General features: G+C 60.7%; 17 protein-coding genes. 11 read left to right on the forward strand and 6 right to left on the reverse strand.

The window, feature by feature from the left end:
* The 3 genes from R6U53_RS14320 to R6U53_RS14330 form a co-directional block, all read right to left on the reverse strand.
* A partial coding sequence (locus R6U53_RS14320) for an SLC13 family permease (RefSeq protein WP_410323052.1) occupies positions 1 to 1,763 on the reverse strand: 1,763 nt, incomplete at its 3' end.
* 69 nt (positions 1,764 to 1,832) lie between these two features.
* Positions 1,833 to 3,203: a geranylgeranyl reductase family protein gene (locus R6U53_RS14325; RefSeq protein ID WP_410323053.1), complete on the reverse strand. Its 1,371-nt coding sequence runs from the start codon at positions 3,201 to 3,203 to the stop codon at positions 1,833 to 1,835.
* A gap of 82 nt (positions 3,204 to 3,285) precedes the next feature.
* Complete coding sequence (locus R6U53_RS14330) at positions 3,286 to 4,041, reverse strand: SDR family NAD(P)-dependent oxidoreductase (protein WP_410323054.1); 756 nt, start codon at positions 4,039 to 4,041, stop codon at positions 3,286 to 3,288.
* Between the two features lie 198 nt (positions 4,042 to 4,239).
* On the opposite strand from R6U53_RS14330, the gene R6U53_RS14335 reads away from it, so the two are divergent.
* The gene (locus R6U53_RS14335) at positions 4,240 to 4,524 is read left to right on the forward strand and encodes a DNA-directed RNA polymerase subunit L (RefSeq protein ID WP_410323055.1); all 285 of its coding nucleotides are present in this window, start codon (positions 4,240 to 4,242) and stop codon (positions 4,522 to 4,524) included.
* Position 4,525: 1 nt separating this feature from the next.
* Here the strand turns inward: R6U53_RS14335 and R6U53_RS14340 are convergent, their stop codons facing one another.
* Entirely contained in the window at positions 4,526 to 5,338 is an 813-nt protein-coding gene (locus R6U53_RS14340) for a hypothetical protein (protein WP_410323056.1), read from the reverse strand.
* Between the two features lie 49 nt (positions 5,339 to 5,387).
* On the reverse strand, positions 5,388 to 6,203 hold the full coding sequence (gene hisF, locus R6U53_RS14345) for an imidazole glycerol phosphate synthase subunit HisF (RefSeq protein WP_410323057.1): 816 nt from the start codon (positions 6,201 to 6,203) through the stop codon (positions 5,388 to 5,390).
* 95 nt (positions 6,204 to 6,298) lie between these two features.
* Here hisF and R6U53_RS14350 point away from each other — a divergent pair, with 95 nt between their 5' ends.
* The 7 genes from R6U53_RS14350 to R6U53_RS14380 all read left to right on the forward strand — a co-directional run bounded on the left by R6U53_RS14350 (position 6,299) and on the right by R6U53_RS14380 (position 11,563).
* Positions 6,299 to 6,718 carry an EamA family transporter gene (locus tag R6U53_RS14350; RefSeq protein WP_410323058.1) on the forward strand — a complete coding sequence of 140 codons (420 nt, stop codon included), beginning with the start codon at positions 6,299 to 6,301 and terminating at the stop codon, positions 6,716 to 6,718.
* A gap of 30 nt (positions 6,719 to 6,748) precedes the next feature.
* Positions 6,749 to 7,318, forward strand: coding sequence for a thioredoxin family protein (locus R6U53_RS14355; RefSeq protein WP_410323059.1), 570 nt, complete (start codon positions 6,749 to 6,751; stop codon positions 7,316 to 7,318).
* A 111-nt stretch (positions 7,319 to 7,429) separates the two neighbouring features.
* Positions 7,430 to 7,741: a hypothetical protein gene (locus tag R6U53_RS14360; protein ID WP_410323060.1), complete on the forward strand. Its 312-nt coding sequence runs from the start codon at positions 7,430 to 7,432 to the stop codon at positions 7,739 to 7,741.
* The gene (locus R6U53_RS14365; protein ID WP_410323061.1) at positions 7,692 to 8,363 is read left to right on the forward strand and encodes an O-methyltransferase; all 672 of its coding nucleotides are present in this window, start codon (positions 7,692 to 7,694) and stop codon (positions 8,361 to 8,363) included. The genes R6U53_RS14360 and R6U53_RS14365 overlap by 50 nt, the downstream gene beginning before the upstream one ends.
* 163 nt (positions 8,364 to 8,526) lie before the next feature.
* The gene (locus tag R6U53_RS14370; RefSeq protein WP_410323062.1) at positions 8,527 to 10,176 is read left to right on the forward strand and encodes a long-chain fatty acid--CoA ligase; all 1,650 of its coding nucleotides are present in this window, start codon (positions 8,527 to 8,529) and stop codon (positions 10,174 to 10,176) included.
* A gap of 140 nt (positions 10,177 to 10,316) precedes the next feature.
* Complete coding sequence (locus R6U53_RS14375; protein WP_410323063.1) at positions 10,317 to 10,964, forward strand: acyltransferase; 648 nt, start codon at positions 10,317 to 10,319, stop codon at positions 10,962 to 10,964.
* Between the two features lie 113 nt (positions 10,965 to 11,077).
* The gene (locus R6U53_RS14380) at positions 11,078 to 11,563 is read left to right on the forward strand and encodes a hypothetical protein (protein WP_410323064.1); all 486 of its coding nucleotides are present in this window, start codon (positions 11,078 to 11,080) and stop codon (positions 11,561 to 11,563) included.
* Positions 11,564 to 11,704: 141 nt separating this feature from the next.
* On the opposite strand, the gene R6U53_RS14385 is transcribed toward R6U53_RS14380, so the two are convergent.
* Positions 11,705 to 12,130, reverse strand: coding sequence for a universal stress protein (locus R6U53_RS14385; RefSeq protein WP_410323065.1), 426 nt, complete (start codon positions 12,128 to 12,130; stop codon positions 11,705 to 11,707).
* Positions 12,131 to 12,991: 861 nt separating this feature from the next.
* On the opposite strand from R6U53_RS14385, the gene R6U53_RS14390 reads away from it, so the two are divergent.
* From R6U53_RS14390 to R6U53_RS14400, 3 genes are all read left to right on the forward strand, one after another.
* Positions 12,992 to 13,960, forward strand: a complete 969-nt coding sequence (locus R6U53_RS14390; protein ID WP_410323066.1) for a tyrosine-type recombinase/integrase — start codon at positions 12,992 to 12,994, stop codon at positions 13,958 to 13,960.
* Between the two features lie 113 nt (positions 13,961 to 14,073).
* On the forward strand, positions 14,074 to 14,325 hold the full coding sequence (locus R6U53_RS14395) for a HalOD1 output domain-containing protein (RefSeq protein ID WP_410323067.1): 252 nt from the start codon (positions 14,074 to 14,076) through the stop codon (positions 14,323 to 14,325).
* 11 nt (positions 14,326 to 14,336) lie between these two features.
* Positions 14,337 to 14,813: a hypothetical protein gene (locus R6U53_RS14400; protein WP_410323068.1), complete on the forward strand. Its 477-nt coding sequence runs from the start codon at positions 14,337 to 14,339 to the stop codon at positions 14,811 to 14,813.
* Positions 14,814 to 16,014 lie beyond the last annotated feature (1,201 nt).

Genomic DNA, 16,014 nt, shown 5'->3' on the forward strand with positions numbered 1-16,014 from the left:
CTGAACCGATACCCCCCGGGGCCGTACACCATGAGGTTGGTCTGGTAGCCGATGGGCGTCATGAACGACGTCGCGGCGGAGAACATCACCGCGAGGAGAAAGGAAAAGGCGTTAGCGTCCAGCCTGACGGCGGCGTCGACGGCGACCGGAATCATGAGCACGATCGTCGCGACCGGCGTGATGACGCTGGCGAGCAGCCCCGTCACGAGATAAAACAGGAACAACAGAGCGAGCAACGGAACGAACGCCGCGGCTCCGACGAGCAGCGTAGCCAGCAACGCCGCTCCGCCCGTGGACTCCATCGCCAATCCGAGCGGTATCACGCCAGCCAACAGGAAAATGACGTTCCACGAGACCGCGTCGTAGGCTTCCGGTGGCGAGAGACAGCCGGTGACGATCATCGAGAAGACGCCGACGAGCGCGGCGATCACGATCGGTAACAGATCCAGCGCGGCGACGCCCACGACGCCGGCCATGATCCCGACTGCGATCGGCGTCTTCGGAGAGAGTGGCGTGATCTCGGCCACGCTGGATTCGACCAGTCGATCGTACGCCTCCTCGTGGGCGATCAGAAGGTCGCCCGAGTCGGTGAAATACTCGATCGAGGTCGGGGTCGTCCACACCAAGAGGAGATCGCCGGGGCGGAGCGTCCGTACGTCGAGATCCGTCCGGAGCAGTTCGTCCCTGCGACGTATCGCGAGCACCGTGGTGTCGTGAAACGCCGCGAGACGGGCTTCGGCTACCGTCTTACCGACGTAGGTTGAATCCTCGGCGACGACGGCCCGAGCGAGCGTCTCATCGGTCGCCGGTTCGGTGAACGTCTCCTCGGTGACGCCCTCTCTGAGGACCTGTTTGAGGCCCGTGACCCCACCGAGTCGGTTGACGGCTTGCAAGGTCCCGTGAACGACGAGCTGGTCCCCCCCCTCGATCCGCTGGTCAGTCCGCGGTGCTGCGAACACCTTCCCGTTGCGTCTGATCTGTAAAATCCGCGTTTCCTCGAGATACTCAGCGCTGAACGCATCGACGCTCATCCCTACGGCGGGCGAGTCGGGCGTAACCGAAACGACGGCCAGGTGATCGTCGAGGTCGAACTCCTCGACGAGGTTCGATCCGACGGGGATTCGAGCGGGCGTGAGTCGATAGCCGATCGTCAACAGATATGCGAGACCGACGGTGAAGATGACGATTCCGAGCGGCGTGAACTCGAACATACCGATTCCGGATCGACCGTCGATCAGCGATCGAGCGTACTCGCCAGCGAGGATGTTCGTCGCTGTTCCGATCAGCGTCAACGTCCCGCCGAGAATAGCGGCGTACGAAAGCGGCATGAGGAGCTTCGAGGGCGAGAGCTCCGCTTCGTCGGCGAGGTCGGAGATCATCGGCATGAATACGGCGACGACCGGCGTGTTGTTGATGAAGCCGGCGAGCGGCCCGGTCGTCCCGACCGTCGCGACGAGCGCTCTGAACTCGTTTCCGGCGGTGAAGTCTGCGAGATACATCCCGAGTCGTTGGACGAGGCCGGTGTTTTGTATCCCCGCGCTCAGCATGTACATGGCCACGATCGTCACCGTCGCCGGATTCGCAAACCCGGAGATCGCCGCCTGGCCGTCGACGCCCGTCCACGGTTCGAGAATCACGAGCACGCCGATGATCCCGATGGCCGTGACGTCGTTCGGGATCACCTCGGAGACGAAGAGCGCGAGTGCGACCGAGATGATCAAAAAGACCACGACGGCACCGGGAGTCAGCCCATCGACGATCATACTGGCCGCAGTCGTGCTCGGGTACTAAAATAGCCGGACATGGCTGGACGCGTGCGGTCTCGTCGATCTTCAGTACTTCGCCTCGGCCCCGGTTCTGGCGTAGATGTCGTCCATGATTCGATCGCGCTCGCGTTGCCAGGCGCCGAACTCGTCGGGCGAGGAGGGGTACGTTCCGTAGTGATCGAGCAGGCGATCGGCGAGCGATTTCGTGTCGTAGAGGTTCTTCAACGTTCCCCAGTGACCGAAACTTTTTAGTAACACCTGCAGTTTGAGTCCGAGTCCGACCTTCGCGGAGCCCGAATAGAGCGCATCGGAGAGCTTTTCGGCGGGGAGTGCGGCCAACAGCGCGAGCAGATCGTCGAGGTCGTAGGCCGTCGAGAAGATGTTGTAGATGTCCAACGCGGCGTAGCGGCCGCCGTAGTGGTCCATAACGCGTTCGTTGTACCGCCACAGCGCGCCCTCGCTCACGTCGTCGGTTTCGATCGCTTCGATCGCCTGTTCGCCCGCGTACTGCCCCGCGTAAGCGGCGCCGGCGATGCCACCGCCGCTGATCGGGTTAACGTGGGCGGCGGCGTCGCCGATCGCCACGTAGCCCGGGGCGACGGCCGAATCGTAGGGGCGACGCGTTGGCAGCGCCGCGCCGAGTTTGTCCTTCACCGTCGCGCCTTTGAGTTCGGGCCGTTGGCTTATGTCCTCGCGGAGGTCCGCGACGAGTTGCATCGGCTCCTCGTTCATCTGAAAGCCCAACCCGACGTTGATCTCCGTCGGCGTCCGCGGGAAGTACCACAGGTAGCCGGCCGATCGCTTCGTCGGCTTGAACACGAGCGCGTCGGACCACTCGACCGGCTCGTCGACCTCGATGACCTCCCGGTAGGCCGAGGCGAACTGCGAGTATTGGACGTTCGTGTCGAAGGTCGTCCCCTCGAAGTCGATCTTGTCCTGCAACAGCGAGAGCGCGCCCGCGCCGTCGAGGACTACCTCGGACTTATAACGCACGTGGTCGCCCTTCTTCGTCGCCTCGAAGCCGCACACCCGTCCGTCGTCGTCCTGCACGACGTCCTGAACGACGGTGTCGTAGTGGAACTCGGCGCCGGCGCGTTCGGCACCCTCGATGATTCGCCGGCCGTAGGCGTATCGGTCGATGACGGCGAGTTCGCCCGGCACCGGAATATCGAGAACGGCGTTCTCCTGTGGGATCTCGAACTGTCCGTGATCAACCTCGGTGTTCGTGAAGGAATCTTCGATCTGGGACTTTGGGATCGATTCGGGGAACTTGTCTGCACCCTTGAGCGCGTCACCGCAGGCGATGTGGCCTGCCTTGGATTCGTCCTTGCGCTCGGCGATGACGACGTCGTATCCGGCGTCGGCGATGGTCGCCCCGGCGTAACAGCCGGCGGTTCCCGCCCCGACGATGGCGACGTCGTACTCGAACGTGGTCATGTTCATGTTTCAACGCCGGGGGCGCAAAACTCTTTACTAGTGGCGGGGCCGACGGAAGACGATCGACGCTTCGCTCTCGCACCTACCGCGCCGTCCAGCCGCCGTCGACGGCGAACGTCGCGCCGGTCGCGTACGACGCGAGATCACTGGCCAGGAAGACCGCCGGGCCAGCGATCTCTTCGGGGTCAGCGAACCGATCGAGCGGCGTCCGTCGTTCGATCGACGCCCGCAGGTCGTCGTTCTCCTGAAGGCCGGTGGTGAGATCCGTGGCGACGTAGCCCGGCGCGAGGCAGTTGACTCGCACCTCCGGCGCCCAGTCCAACGCGAGGCTCTTCGTCAAGCCGACGAGGCCGTGTTTGGAGGCGACGTAGGGGTGCTGTCGGGGGAGACCGACGAGGCCGCCGACCGACGCGACGTTTATCAGAACGCCACCCGACGCTTTCAACGACGATTCCGCGGCGCGAGCGCAGGCGAACGCGCCGCCGAGGTTCACGTCCGTCACCAGGTCGAACCCCTCATCGGAGACGTCTTCGAGGTCACCGAGCGCGCTGGCAGGGTTGATTCCCGCGTTGTTGACCACCACGTCGATGTCGAGATCCTCGTCGATCCGGTCGAAACAGGCCTCGACCGCGTCTGTGTCGGCGACGTCGAGGGTCTCGACGCGGCTGTCGACGCCGCGGTCGCGGACCTCCTCGACGACGGCTTCGACGTCCGATTCGGTCCGTGAAAGCGGTACGACGTTCGCCCCCGCGTCGGCGAATGCGAGCGTCATCGCGCGTCCGATACCCCGCGAACCGCCGGTCACGACCGCGGTTCGGCCGGATAGGTCGAGTTCCATACTCCGCTCTCGTGTCGGGACGCAAAAGTTCGTGCGATCCGCGGTGGCGGGTCCACAAAAAAGCAACCAGGAGGCCCGCGAGTTCAATCGCGGGGTACTGACCCGACGCGGACCGAACAGCCGACCGTTTCGACGCCCGACCGATCGGCCGTCTCGGCTCCGTAACGCTCATAGGGACGATACGCATACGGTTCGATAATGGATCTACGCGTCATCAAGAACCTGGAGACCGAGCTGTCGATCGAGATTCAGGGCGAGGACCACACGTTCGTGAACGTGCTGAAGGGCGCTCTGCTCGAGGTCGAGGGCGTCACCACCGCGACCTACGACATGAACCCCGAGCAGTCCGGCGGCCAGACCGATCCCGTCGTGACGATCAAAACCGACGGCAGTATCGATCCGCTTGACGCCCTAGCAGCAGGCGCCGGCGGCGTCAAATCGAAGGCCGACGCCTTCCGCGAATCGTTCGAATCCGCGGCGTGATTCAGCAGGTGATATAGCCGACGAACACTGTCCCGTCCGGACCGACCTGAACGTCTATTCCTTCCGATCGCCGTTCGTCGAGGACCACCTCAGCGAGTCGGTCGTCACCTAACAGCGTCTCGGCCAACGCATCGGCAGCGGTCGTCTCGTCGTCGTACTGCGAGAGGTCTATCGACGGTTCCGCGATGCCGAACGTTGGGGAGACGGTACACTGGGGATCGAACGCACCCAGCTCCGGAACTGAGCCATCGTAGGATGAGTCGTACCGTTCGGCGACGCGGTGTCGCGTCGCGTACTCGGCGTACGCGTCGAGCCCATCGTCGCGCTCGCGCGCTGTCGACCCGGCGTCGGTTCGCGCCGTCTCGAATCGGTCGTGCAGTTCCGATTCGACGACCGTGAGGTCCAATCCGGCGCTTCGGTCGGCGTCGCCGGGGACGTTCGGCGGGTCGGGCGGATCCGAAAGTCCCGGAATCGGGACGACGCCCGCGAGGGCAAGGCCAACGAGCGCGACGACGACCACGACGCCAATGATGTACGGCTTGCCCACGGCAAGGTAACTCGGAATCGACAACTCACCGGGGTCGACGTTCGCGGCCTCGCGCCGTTCGAGGTCGTGGTTGCCACAGCGGACGCACGGGGGCGAGTGTTTGACGTGTTCGCGGCCGCAGCTCGTACAGACCCAGGCGAACGACTCGGTGTCGAACGGCGACGCCGAATCCTCCGAAACCGGTTCGAAGCGTTCGTGACCGCAGGTATCACACGCGGAGACCTCGTCGTCGTACTCTCGGCCACACCACGCACACCGCCAGTTCACGGGCTACCGGAGGGCCCGCAGGAGAATAAGCGCTTCCGCACGACGGCGCTCACAGCCGGATCGGGAGTCCACGCTCTGCGAGGTAGCGTTTGACCTCGTCGACGGAGTACTCCTCGAAGTGGAAGATCGACGCGGCGAGTGCGGCGTCCGCGCCCGCGTCCGTGAACACTTCCTCCATGTGGGCCGGCGAGCCACACCCGGAAGACGCGATGACGGGGGTCGAGACGTTGTCGCAGACGGCCTTCGTGAGCGGGACGTCGTAGCCGTCCTTCGTCCCATCGGCGTCGATCGAGTTGACGAACAGTTCGCCGGCACCCCGGTCCGCCGATTCGCGAGCCCACTCGACGACGTCGATACCGGTCCCCTCTCGCCCTCCCTTGACCGTGCACTCGAACCAGCAGGATTCGCCATCGACCTCGGCGTAAAACTCGCCGTCCTCGTCGAAGCGTCGGCGCGCGTCGACGGAGATGACGATACACTGACTGCCGAACGCCGCCGCGCCCTCCTCGATCAGTTCAGGTCGCTCGATCGCCCCCGTATTGATCGAGACCTTGTCCGCGCCGGCACGAAGCGTCTCCTTGATATCGTCTTTCGTCCGGATGCCGCCGCCGACGGTGAGCGGGATGAAACACTCGTCGGCGACCGCCGAGACGGTATCGAGCATCGTCGCTCGGCCCTGTGCCGACGCGGTGATGTCGAGGAACACGAACTCGTCCGCCCCCGCCTCGTTGTACTTTTTGGCGAGTTCGACGGGGTCCCCGGTGTATTCTAGATTCTCGAAGTTGACTCCGGTGTAGACCGCCGCCTCCCCGTCGTCGTCCAAATCGACGTCGATACAGGGGATGATCCGTTTCGTGAGCGTCATTCGTTGAGTGCGCCTTGGCCGGGTTCGGGTTTGACGGTTTCGGAATGGTGGATGACGATCGACACTGCTTTTCACGTCGCGTGGCCAAGATCGGTATGCAGTATCTGTGGTACGCGCTCGTCGCCCTCCTCGCCTACACGCTGGTCGCGCCGCTGACGAAGCTCGCGACCCAAGAGATATCGCCGGATACCGTCGCGTTCGTGACGAATGGGATGCTCGCGGTGGCGGCGTTCGCGCTCGTGGTCGCGACGGATCGGCCGGTCCTGTCCGCGTTGACCCACGAGCACGCACCCTACATGTACGCCGCCGGGATCTGTCTCAGCGTCGGCATCATCGCCTACTACCGGGCGCTCGCGGGTGGACCGGTCAGCGTCGTCGTCCCGATCTTCGGGCTGTTTTTGGTCGCCAGTTCCGTCGTTGGGATCGCGTTTCTCGACGAAACGCTGACGGTCCGAAAGGGGGCCGGGATCGTCCTCGCGGTCGTCGCGGTCTTTTTGACGACGTTCGAGGGGTAGTTTTTCTCCGCGGAGAGCGAACGGTATCGTATGGCACTCGAATCCGAGCCGGACGTATTGGAGTACGACGAACGAGCGCCCGACTTCGAACTACTGGGGACGAACGAGCGGACCTACTCGCTGGGCGATTTCGACGATTACGACGCGCTGCTCGTCGTCTTCACGTGCAACCACTGCCCGTACGCGCGGGCGAAGTTCGAGGCGATGAACGAGATCGCCGACGAGTACGAGGGGGTCGCGGTCGTCGGAATCAACCCCAACGACGACGACGAGTATCCGGAGGACTCCTTCGAAAAAATGGTCGAGTACGTAGAGCGCGGGACGATCGACATCACAGCGTATCTTCGCGACGAGACGGGTTCGGTCGCGCGTGAGTACGGCGCGGTCTGTACGCCCGATCCGTTCTTGTTCCGCAACGACGAGGATATGTTCCGATTGGCGTACCACGGTCGGTTCGACGATGCGCTGAATCCGGACGACGAGCCGTCGGGCGAACCGGGACTGGACATGCGCGACGCGATCGACGCCGTTCTCGCGGGCGAAGATCTGGAGGTGACGTTCGAACCCTCCCGTGGCTGTTCGATCAAGTGGTCGGAGTAGCGGGATTCTCACCGCGGGCGCCGCATTGGTCGCCTTCGGTGGATACGCCGTCGTCCCGCAGTTTTACTCGTCCGGACGGGCGACAAACGACGGCGATACGACCTCACGACCGTGTTGCGGTTCGCGTTCGCCCCGGTTGGATTGATCAGCGTGCTCGACGTGTTGACCCAACGGTACGTCGGCCTCCTCTTCTCGTTGGATATCGTCGGAATCGCGCGCACGTCCGCGCTTCGACAGCCGCTGTTCTCGCTCATCGAGTGGATCTACATCGTGATCGATCGGACCTACGAGGTCGGCGATCGGGTCGGGATCGAAGGGGCAAAGCGTGGCGCCGTCGGGGAGAATATAAATCGACTGGGCGTCGAGTCCCGGTATGGCTGTTCCCGAAGCGCTCGAAGCGTTCGCCACAACCGTGGGACCTGAGTCAGACGAGGTGCTCGTCGAGATGGATCGACGCGCCGAAGAAACCGGGTTTCCGACCGTCGGTCCCGCGGTCGGCGGGTGGCTCCAACAGCTCACCGGACTGCTGAGTGCTGGGCGCGTCTTCGAGTTCGGCTCCGGATTCGGCTACTCGGCGTACTGGTTTCTTCGTGGGATGGACGAGGCCGGTGAGATCGTGCTCACGGAGATCGATTCGGAGAAACTCGACGACGCGCGGCGAAACCTCGAACGGGGCGGATTCGCGTCACAGGCCCGATTCGAACACGGCGACGCGATCGAGATCGTCACCGACTACCGGAGACCGTTCGACATCGCATTGATCGACAACGAGAAACATCGATACGTCGACGCATTCGAGGCGATCAGATCGCAGGTTCCAGTCGGCGGAATCGTCGTCGCCGACAACGCGATCCGGGGACCGTTCGAATTCGAGACGCTATCGGCGTTGGTCGACGGCGGTGACCCCGCCGAGGTCGGCGATCCGAACGCCGACGCGGCGCGGGGAATCGCCGCGTATCTCGGTCACGTTCGGTCGGTCGACGCGTTCGAGACGACGCTTTTACCCCTCGGCGAAGGGCTCGCGGTCAGCCGTCGCGTCTTCTAACCGCCGGCTGAGCGGTGTATCGTTCGTTCCGGGGGACACTTCAACTCGATCAGGGAGTATCCGACAGCGGTTCCGGACCGGTCGGTATTCCGAGAACGGGTCAGCTGCCAGTCCCGGCAGTTTTTGTAAAGAATGAAGTCATCGTTGGCCGTATTCGCCGAGTATGCCAGGAGGAACAGACCAGACGTTGCGGCCATTCCTGTGGCGTGCGGCAAATCTCTATCCGGACCGCGAGATCGTCTCGCGAACCCACAACGGAATAGAGCGCTACACCTACAGCGAATACGACGACCGGACGGCACAGTTGGCCAACGCCCTCGAGGAGTACGGCGTCCAGGAGGGAGATCGGGTCGGCACGTTCTGTTGGAATCACCACCGCCACTTCGAGACGTACTTTTCGGTCCCCTCGATCGGCGCGCAACTGCATACGATCAACCCGCTGTTGCCCGACGAGCACATCCAGTACATCGTCGACAACGCCGACGATCAGCTGATCTTCGTCGACCCGTCGCTCGCACCGAAGCTTGCCGGAGCGGCGGCCGGCGCGCCGGAGTTCGAAGGCGTCGACTTCGTCGTCATGGGCGAAACCGAGGTCGACGCGATCGAGGCGACCCCCTACGAGGCGTTCGTCGACGGCCACTCCACCGAGTACGACTGGCCGCAGCTCTCCGAAGACCAGCCGGCAGGCATGTGTTACACCTCCGGGACGACCGGCAACCCGAAGGGCGTCGAGTACACCCAGCAGATGCTGTGGAGCCACACCATGATCACCCTCTCACCGCACGGCATCCCGATGAACGACGACGACGTCGTCATGCCCGTCGTCCCGATGTTCCACGTCAACGCGTGGGGGATGCCCTTCACCGCGACGGCGGCCGGGTCCAAACACGTCTATCCCGGCCCGTCGCCGGACCCCGAAGACCTCGCGATGCTCATCGAAGAGGAAGGCGTCACCATCACCTCGGGCGTCCCGACCGTCTGGCTCGGGCTCATGGACTACGCCGAGGACAACGATCTCGATCTCTCCGCGCTCGACACCGTCATCGTCGGCGGCTCCGCGGCACCCGAGTCGATGATCCGCTGGTTCGACGACCACGACGTCGAGCTCCTCCACGCGTGGGGGATGACCGAGATGTCGCCGATCGGCTCCGCGGCACACCTCAAATACACCCTCGAAGACGCCGACTACGACACCCAACTCGAACACCGAGCCAAACAGGGAATTTTGGTTCCCGGCCTCGAGATGCGGGTCGTCGACGAGGACGGCAACGAGGCCGCTTGGGACGGCGAGGAGTTCGGCGAACTGTGGGTCCGCGGGCCCTCGGTCACCACCGAGTACTTCAAGCGGCCCGACGCCACGGAGAAGGACTTCGAGGACGGCTGGCTGAAGACCGGCGACGTCGTCACCATCGACGAGGAGGGCTACATTCAGATCGTCGATCGCGCCAAGGACGTCATCAAATCCGGCGGCGAGTGGATCTCCTCGGTCGAACTCGAGAACGCGATCATGGCCCACGACGACGTCGCGGAGGCGGCCGTCGTCGGCGTTCCCCACGAGAAGTGGCAGGAACGACCGGTCGCGTTCGTCGTCCCGACCGAGCGCGCCGACGAGGCGACGCTCGACGACGGGATCATGAATCTTCTGCGCGAGGAGTACCCCAAATGGTGGCTCCCGGACGCCATCGAGTACATCGACGAGATCCCAAAGACCGCAACGGGCAAGTTCTCGAAGAAGGACATCCGCGAGAGCTACACCGACGAGTCGCTGCTCGACGGCTCCGTCCCCGAAGAGGCCGCGCCCGACGGCGAGTAACCGAACCAGCCGCACGCCGTACCGTCCGGGTTGATCCGGATCGTTTTTTGTCCGCGCGGGGAACGTGAGAACGCGGGCGATATTCTCTCGTCGAATAACGTTTATCAACGATTATTATCATCGCGGGGGAATCGGAATCCATGGCCTCGTTGTCGGATGTATATAAAGGCCTGGAGTTGGTCGGGGCACTCGGGAGCGTCAAATCGGCGTACTACTCGGTGAAACATACGGGCGATCCGACCGCGTTGCAGATCCACTCGAACACTATCGTCGACATCGACGGCGAGACCGCCTTCGATATCAACAACCGCCTGGAGATCGGGACCTTCCCCTATCCGGAGGTCGCTCACTCGAAGTTCTCAACCGGCCCCGAGAGCTCGATTTCGCACACCGGCGAGGAGCTCGGCCGGATCGGGTCCGGGTGTCTCGTCAGCATTCGGGGGGCGTTCTCCATCGGCGATTCGTACATCCGCGAGGGGTCGCACATCACGTGCACGAGCGAAGTGACGATCGGCGACAACTGCGCGCTGTCGTGGGACCTCGACATACTGGATAACGATTACCACCAGCTGTCGGTCGACGGCGTCGACTCGACGAAATCGAAGCCGGTCCGGATCGAAGACGACGTGTGGGTCGGTCACGGAGCCTCGATCAACAAGGGGGTGACGATCCACGAGGGGAGCGTCGTCGCGTGCGACAGTGTGGTGGTTTCGGACGTGCCCCCGAGGACGCTCGTGGCGGGGGTCCCGGCGGAGGTCGTTCGAGAGGACATCGAGTGGGTGCATTGACCGGCGCCGAACAGTGCCGGGGTGTACACGCGCCCACGTCAGTCGACGTCCACGGTATCAGGAATGTCTCGACGACGGGTAAGTAGATATAGGAGCAAATCAAACACGTCTCTATGATTAGACGACGAAATATGATCATCAGCGGGCTTCTGATCGTGGTGTTGCTCACGTTTCCCGTCGGGACGGCGACGGCTCAGGAGTGCAGTCTCGAAACGGACGAACTGACCCCGCTGGTCGACGTGTACAACGAGAATCTCGATCAGGTGCCCGGACTCGTACGGGGGCAACTCTCCGATCAACGTATTGACGTACGGATAGATGCCGCGGACGGAGAGCAGCGGTTCGCCGTCTCGACCGACGCCGACGGACGCATAACGCAATTGAACGAAGCCGTCGCGGAAGACCCGACGGTCCGAGTTGAGACAGACGAGTCGACGACGTGTGATGTCATCACCTCCGACGACCCGGCCGCGACGTTCAACCAGGCGTACGAGGACGGATCCATCGAGGTGACCGGTGTCGGCATCACGAACCAGGTGAAGATCGGGGCGGTGAAGCTCGGTCTCGGGATCATGAGATCACTGTCGGGGCTGTTCTGATCTGCGCCATTCGGTTACAACCACGCGGCCTGCGTGAGTATCTATTCGGATTCGCAAGGCGCCGGACCGCGTCAGATTCGGCGGGTCAGCGTCTGGAAACGCCGTCGATACCGGAGAGCACGGGGATGGTGTGGTCACCGTTTATTCGGTTCGGCTGGGAAAAACCATCACGGGGATTTCGGCGTCCCGTACCAGTCGACTCCCGGGGTCGCCAGCGAGCGTTCGGCTCCACGTGTCAAGATCTCTGGGCGTGAAAGCTACGAGCGTTGCCTCGAGTGTGCCGATCGCGTCGGTGATGGCCTCGGAGACGTCCCGGCCTTCGAGGGTCACCCATTCAATTCTGAGGTCCTGTCGGCCCAAGACAGCGATGAACGTCTCGTAGATCTCTTCGGCGAACTGGTCTCGTCCCATCGAAATCGTCGTTCCAGCAGCCTCACCTTGGGTGACGTGGATGATGATGAGTGTGGTTTCGTCGTCGAGATAGGGACGAATCGCCCGGGCGGTTCGTTCAGCGTCGTCCGGATCGGCAAGCGGGAGCAGGATCCGCTCGAACAGCATTTCATCCATACACTGTTTGGGGATTCATCTCTCAAAAGCGTGTGGCAGCACTCTATCGGAACTTGGATCGTACTCGATTCAGCTCCAGCCCTGCGTGTACTGGTCGGGATCCCGGCTGGTTTTATAATCATTTCAAAAGCCGTCTAAGGTACCTGACGCTACTGACCAGCTAGTTAATTGATTTGGATATGATCCCGATAGAGGCTGACTGCTGAATGGATCCTCCGGGCGCCGTTTAACCGCAGCAGAAGTCGACACTCACGTCCCGTCGTTAAGCTGCAAAACCGAACTACGAAACGCTCACTATCCGATACTTCTCAGCCGAAATGACGCCAGACTTGCCCACTCAGAAGCGTCTAAACGGGGCCTATGCTCTGCATTCAGCAGCCGCCTCTTATCAGTAGTTCGATAGATACCGGTGCTGTACGGGCTAGCTTTCCGAGTTGACTCTGCGAATCACAAAGCAGGCAAACACTCCCGGCACGAACCATACCCAACTCCCCGGCGAGTCTGGTGGTCGGTTCATAACTGTCGTACCGTCGTCCGGTAAATCGGAAGGGTAACCGACCGTGATCGATCTGCTGGGACTGAGCGAACGCGAAACGGTCGCGAGGGTCGGCGAGTCCACTGACCGAGTTCGAGCGTTGCGGAGAACGAGGAAGTGGACTCGCCGGGATTTTCCCCCGTCGCTCGCTGACGCTCGCTGGGGCCTCTCCCGACTCGTCCATGCCGCTCCCAAGAACGCTTTGGGAGCGTCGGACTCGCGGGACGGGTCCAGCCAACGGACGATCCCCTCTACGGACGGTCGGCTACAGGAAAGCCATGCACGGACTTGAACCCCTATCGCCGTCCGAAGCCGTACAAACATACGTGACCGCCCGAAAGTCGGAGGTCTCACAATCAACCCTCTATGAACACACCACCCGCCTCAATCGGTTTGTCGAATGGTGCGAGAAGGAGGGACTAACCAACCTCAACGAACTAACCACCCGGAAGTGTCGATCCTACCTCGACTACCGCCAAGAGGAGGTCGCCCCGACGACGCTGGAAAACGAAATGCGAACCTTCCGGCTCGCCGTCCAAGAGTGGGAAGCCCTCGACGGCGTACCCGAAGGACTCTCCAAAAAAGTGAAAGTCCCAAGCGCCAAGAAAGGCTACCGGAGCCGGGAAGTAAAGGTCTCGAAAGACCACGCCCAAGGGATTCTGGCCTACCTCAACAAATACGAATACGCCAGCCTTCGGCACGTCATGTTCGCCCTGTTCTGGCACACCGGCTGTCGAACCGGAGGACTCCGCTCCCTCGATCTCCAAGACTACTACCCCGACCGCTACCGCAAACCCCTTCTCGCCTTTAACCACCGCCCCGAAACAGGGACTCCCCTGAAAAAAGAACAATGGGGAGAACGTGAGGTACCCATATCGGACGAGATGGGGACGCTGATAGACGACTACATAGAAGGCCACCGTCACGACGTGGCTGGCGAGAACGGGCGTGAGCCGCTACTGACGACCACGAACGGACGACCCCAAAAGACCACAATTCAACGGAATATCTACACCGTGACCCGACCCTGTTATATCGGGTTCCAATGTCCAGAGAAAAAAGATCCCGAGGAATGTGAGTGGACCAAATACAACCAAGCCTCGAAATGCCCTGATACGGTCTCGCCTCACGGAGTCCGGCGAGGGTTTGTTACAAAAATGCGAGATATGGGAGCCGACTTCGATACGATTGGCGACCGGGTAGACGCTTCCCCCAGAACGCTCCGGGAACACTACGACACACCGACGCCCCAAGAGAAGCGCGACCGGCAACTGGAGTGGGTGGATAAAGTGTAGAAGGAGTCTTCTAAAGCAATCACAGAATGAAAATAGAAGGTGGCATAGAACGGTTCGTATACCTTCAGAAGATGCCAGTAAATTTAACCATGGTAAGGTTCTTTCACTTAAAAATGAGTGACAGTTCGAGCCAGCGGTCCGAAAAGTCGGAGTTCTTGGCAACAGATGTGGTCCAGAAAGTGGCCGACAGGCGGGGGGTAGACCCGCTCGAACTTTCGCCACCCCTTCAGACAGTAATCGATACTGATTCGATTGAATCACTTTTTTCGGACAAGCATGACGGCTTTGTTCGCGTCGAGTTTACCTACCTCGGCTACACGGTCACGATCGAGGGCGAAGCGGAGCCGCGAGTGACTGTAGAGTAGGACTCGCGGTAATGAAAGAATTTGATGAATCTCCCGGTCCGAAGCGGCAAGCGAGTCAGAATAGCAACGCGGAGGCTATCGCGGCTGTTGAACTGACCAGCGATCACGTAGGATACTTCCGGGAAGCCGGCGCATCGGAGGTTCTGTTAACGGTGATGGAAGTCGATCCAGAAGACGCTGGTTTGGATCACAACCCTGTGCGGCAAGAAGCTCGCCGTATGGTATTCGACGGTGATCTCGACGGCACTCCCGAGATGTTCACCCCTGACGGTGGCCGTTACTTCAACAAACTGTGGGATGGAGAGCTATACAACGCCTATCGCTACCATACCCCCGGGACAAAGACCGAGCTAATAGAGGCCGTCTTCGGAGAAGATCAGATCAACGCAAATCGGCCAGATTCAGACGCCCCAAAGGTCTCAGAGCTAAGCCCAATTCGATTTATGTTCCCGCCTGAACCAATCCACCCGTGGTTGGAGAATGAATAAGGGGTCTTCCTTGGTTTGACTGAATTATTACTCCTAAATATCACCCACAGGTCGGTCTTCAGAAATTGAAAAATACAACTATTTACGGCGTATCTTAGCATCGTTGTAAAATTGATAAATAGAGTATAATCCCCCGATATTTATCTCGGATTAGTATTGATGAACTGGGCCTCAAAAGCTATATGAATTATTGAAAAATTATCTATCAAAGTTAGGAAAATTATCCACATGGCCTATAAGCTCCTGTGCGGCTCGTAGTGGGATTTTATCATCTATGTGATGGATCACCTTCAGTCTACTACAGAGTCCCGTAGAAGCCATCCTCGTCCGTCTGGTTGGATGTGAGGCTACAAACAGTCCCTCGCTCTACTTTGAAGATGAGTTTCCCTGTGGTTGGCTTGAGAGAGGAAAGGGGAGAGACTACAGAGAGGGGTTAGGAGAGTCCCAAATAGGACAGCTGTCCGAAGTGGGAGAATCCGAATTGGGCAAGAAGGGTCTTCCCCATTACAGCAACGTACCGCCTCCCTATTGGGACCCATCCAGACCTCCGATTAGCCATAATGGGCTTTCCAGATTGGGCGAGAAGGAACAACCCAATACCGCAACGTACAGCTATCCGGGGAGGGACTACAGCAAGGCCGCATCCCAACCCTCCTTTTCCGTATCCTATAGTGGGTTGGGGCCGCTCTCTGGTTCCCTTCACTACTACTAATATACATCCATTTATATACCCGGTCAAACGACAGGCTTCATCACTTGCCGAATGTGGTCCAGTCAATGGGTTCCCAGTCAATATGGCGTAATGCCTTCTGGTAACAGCTCCGAATCTCTGACTCCCGGTAGGGTACATTCTCAAGAAGCCGAAGAAACAGCTCATCGTTCGACTCCGAGTTCCGATCTGGATGATATGCCCGTCCAAAACGCGGATCTTTCAGACAAACCACGGCACAGATCATGGTTGCGACCAAGAACACGTCGATTCCATCGGGAGAACTCCAGTCTCGAAGTGGAATTTGTTTAAATTCAGTTCGTGCAACATTATATTGATATTTCGGCAATTCGAGGAAATTGGCAATCGCATCGAAAATTTGAAGATTCTACCAGTGTCTCAATCCGCTCCTGCAAATCTACTGACATTTCTCATGCTCCATTTTATTATACAACGTCATGGAGTGGTTTGGCACGATGGTGACGAACCAAC

This window comes from Natronomonas sp., from assembly GCF_046483325.1.
GTDB lineage: Archaea > Halobacteriota > Halobacteria > Halobacteriales > Haloarculaceae > Natronomonas.

Coding starts and splice junctions, on each gene's coding strand:
- R6U53_RS14325 (WP_410323053.1), bottom strand. CDS start 3,203: ATGACCACGTTCGAGTACGACGTCGCCATCGTCGGGGCGGGAACCGCC.
- R6U53_RS14330 (WP_410323054.1), bottom strand. CDS start 4,041: ATGGAACTCGACCTATCCGGCCGAACCGCGGTCGTGACCGGCGGTTCG.
- R6U53_RS14335 (WP_410323055.1), top strand. CDS start 4,240: ATGGATCTACGCGTCATCAAGAACCTGGAGACCGAGCTGTCGATCGAG.
- hisF (WP_410323057.1), bottom strand. CDS start 6,203: ATGACGCTCACGAAACGGATCATCCCCTGTATCGACGTCGATTTGGAC.
- R6U53_RS14350 (WP_410323058.1), top strand. CDS start 6,299: ATGCAGTATCTGTGGTACGCGCTCGTCGCCCTCCTCGCCTACACGCTG.
- R6U53_RS14355 (WP_410323059.1), top strand. CDS start 6,749: ATGGCACTCGAATCCGAGCCGGACGTATTGGAGTACGACGAACGAGCG.
- R6U53_RS14365 (WP_410323061.1), top strand. CDS start 7,692: ATGGCTGTTCCCGAAGCGCTCGAAGCGTTCGCCACAACCGTGGGACCT.
- R6U53_RS14370 (WP_410323062.1), top strand. CDS start 8,527: ATGCCAGGAGGAACAGACCAGACGTTGCGGCCATTCCTGTGGCGTGCG.
- R6U53_RS14375 (WP_410323063.1), top strand. CDS start 10,317: ATGGCCTCGTTGTCGGATGTATATAAAGGCCTGGAGTTGGTCGGGGCA.
- R6U53_RS14380 (WP_410323064.1), top strand. CDS start 11,078: ATGATTAGACGACGAAATATGATCATCAGCGGGCTTCTGATCGTGGTG.
- R6U53_RS14385 (WP_410323065.1), bottom strand. CDS start 12,130: ATGGATGAAATGCTGTTCGAGCGGATCCTGCTCCCGCTTGCCGATCCG.
- R6U53_RS14395 (WP_410323067.1), top strand. CDS start 14,074: ATGAGTGACAGTTCGAGCCAGCGGTCCGAAAAGTCGGAGTTCTTGGCA.
- R6U53_RS14400 (WP_410323068.1), top strand. CDS start 14,337: ATGAAAGAATTTGATGAATCTCCCGGTCCGAAGCGGCAAGCGAGTCAG.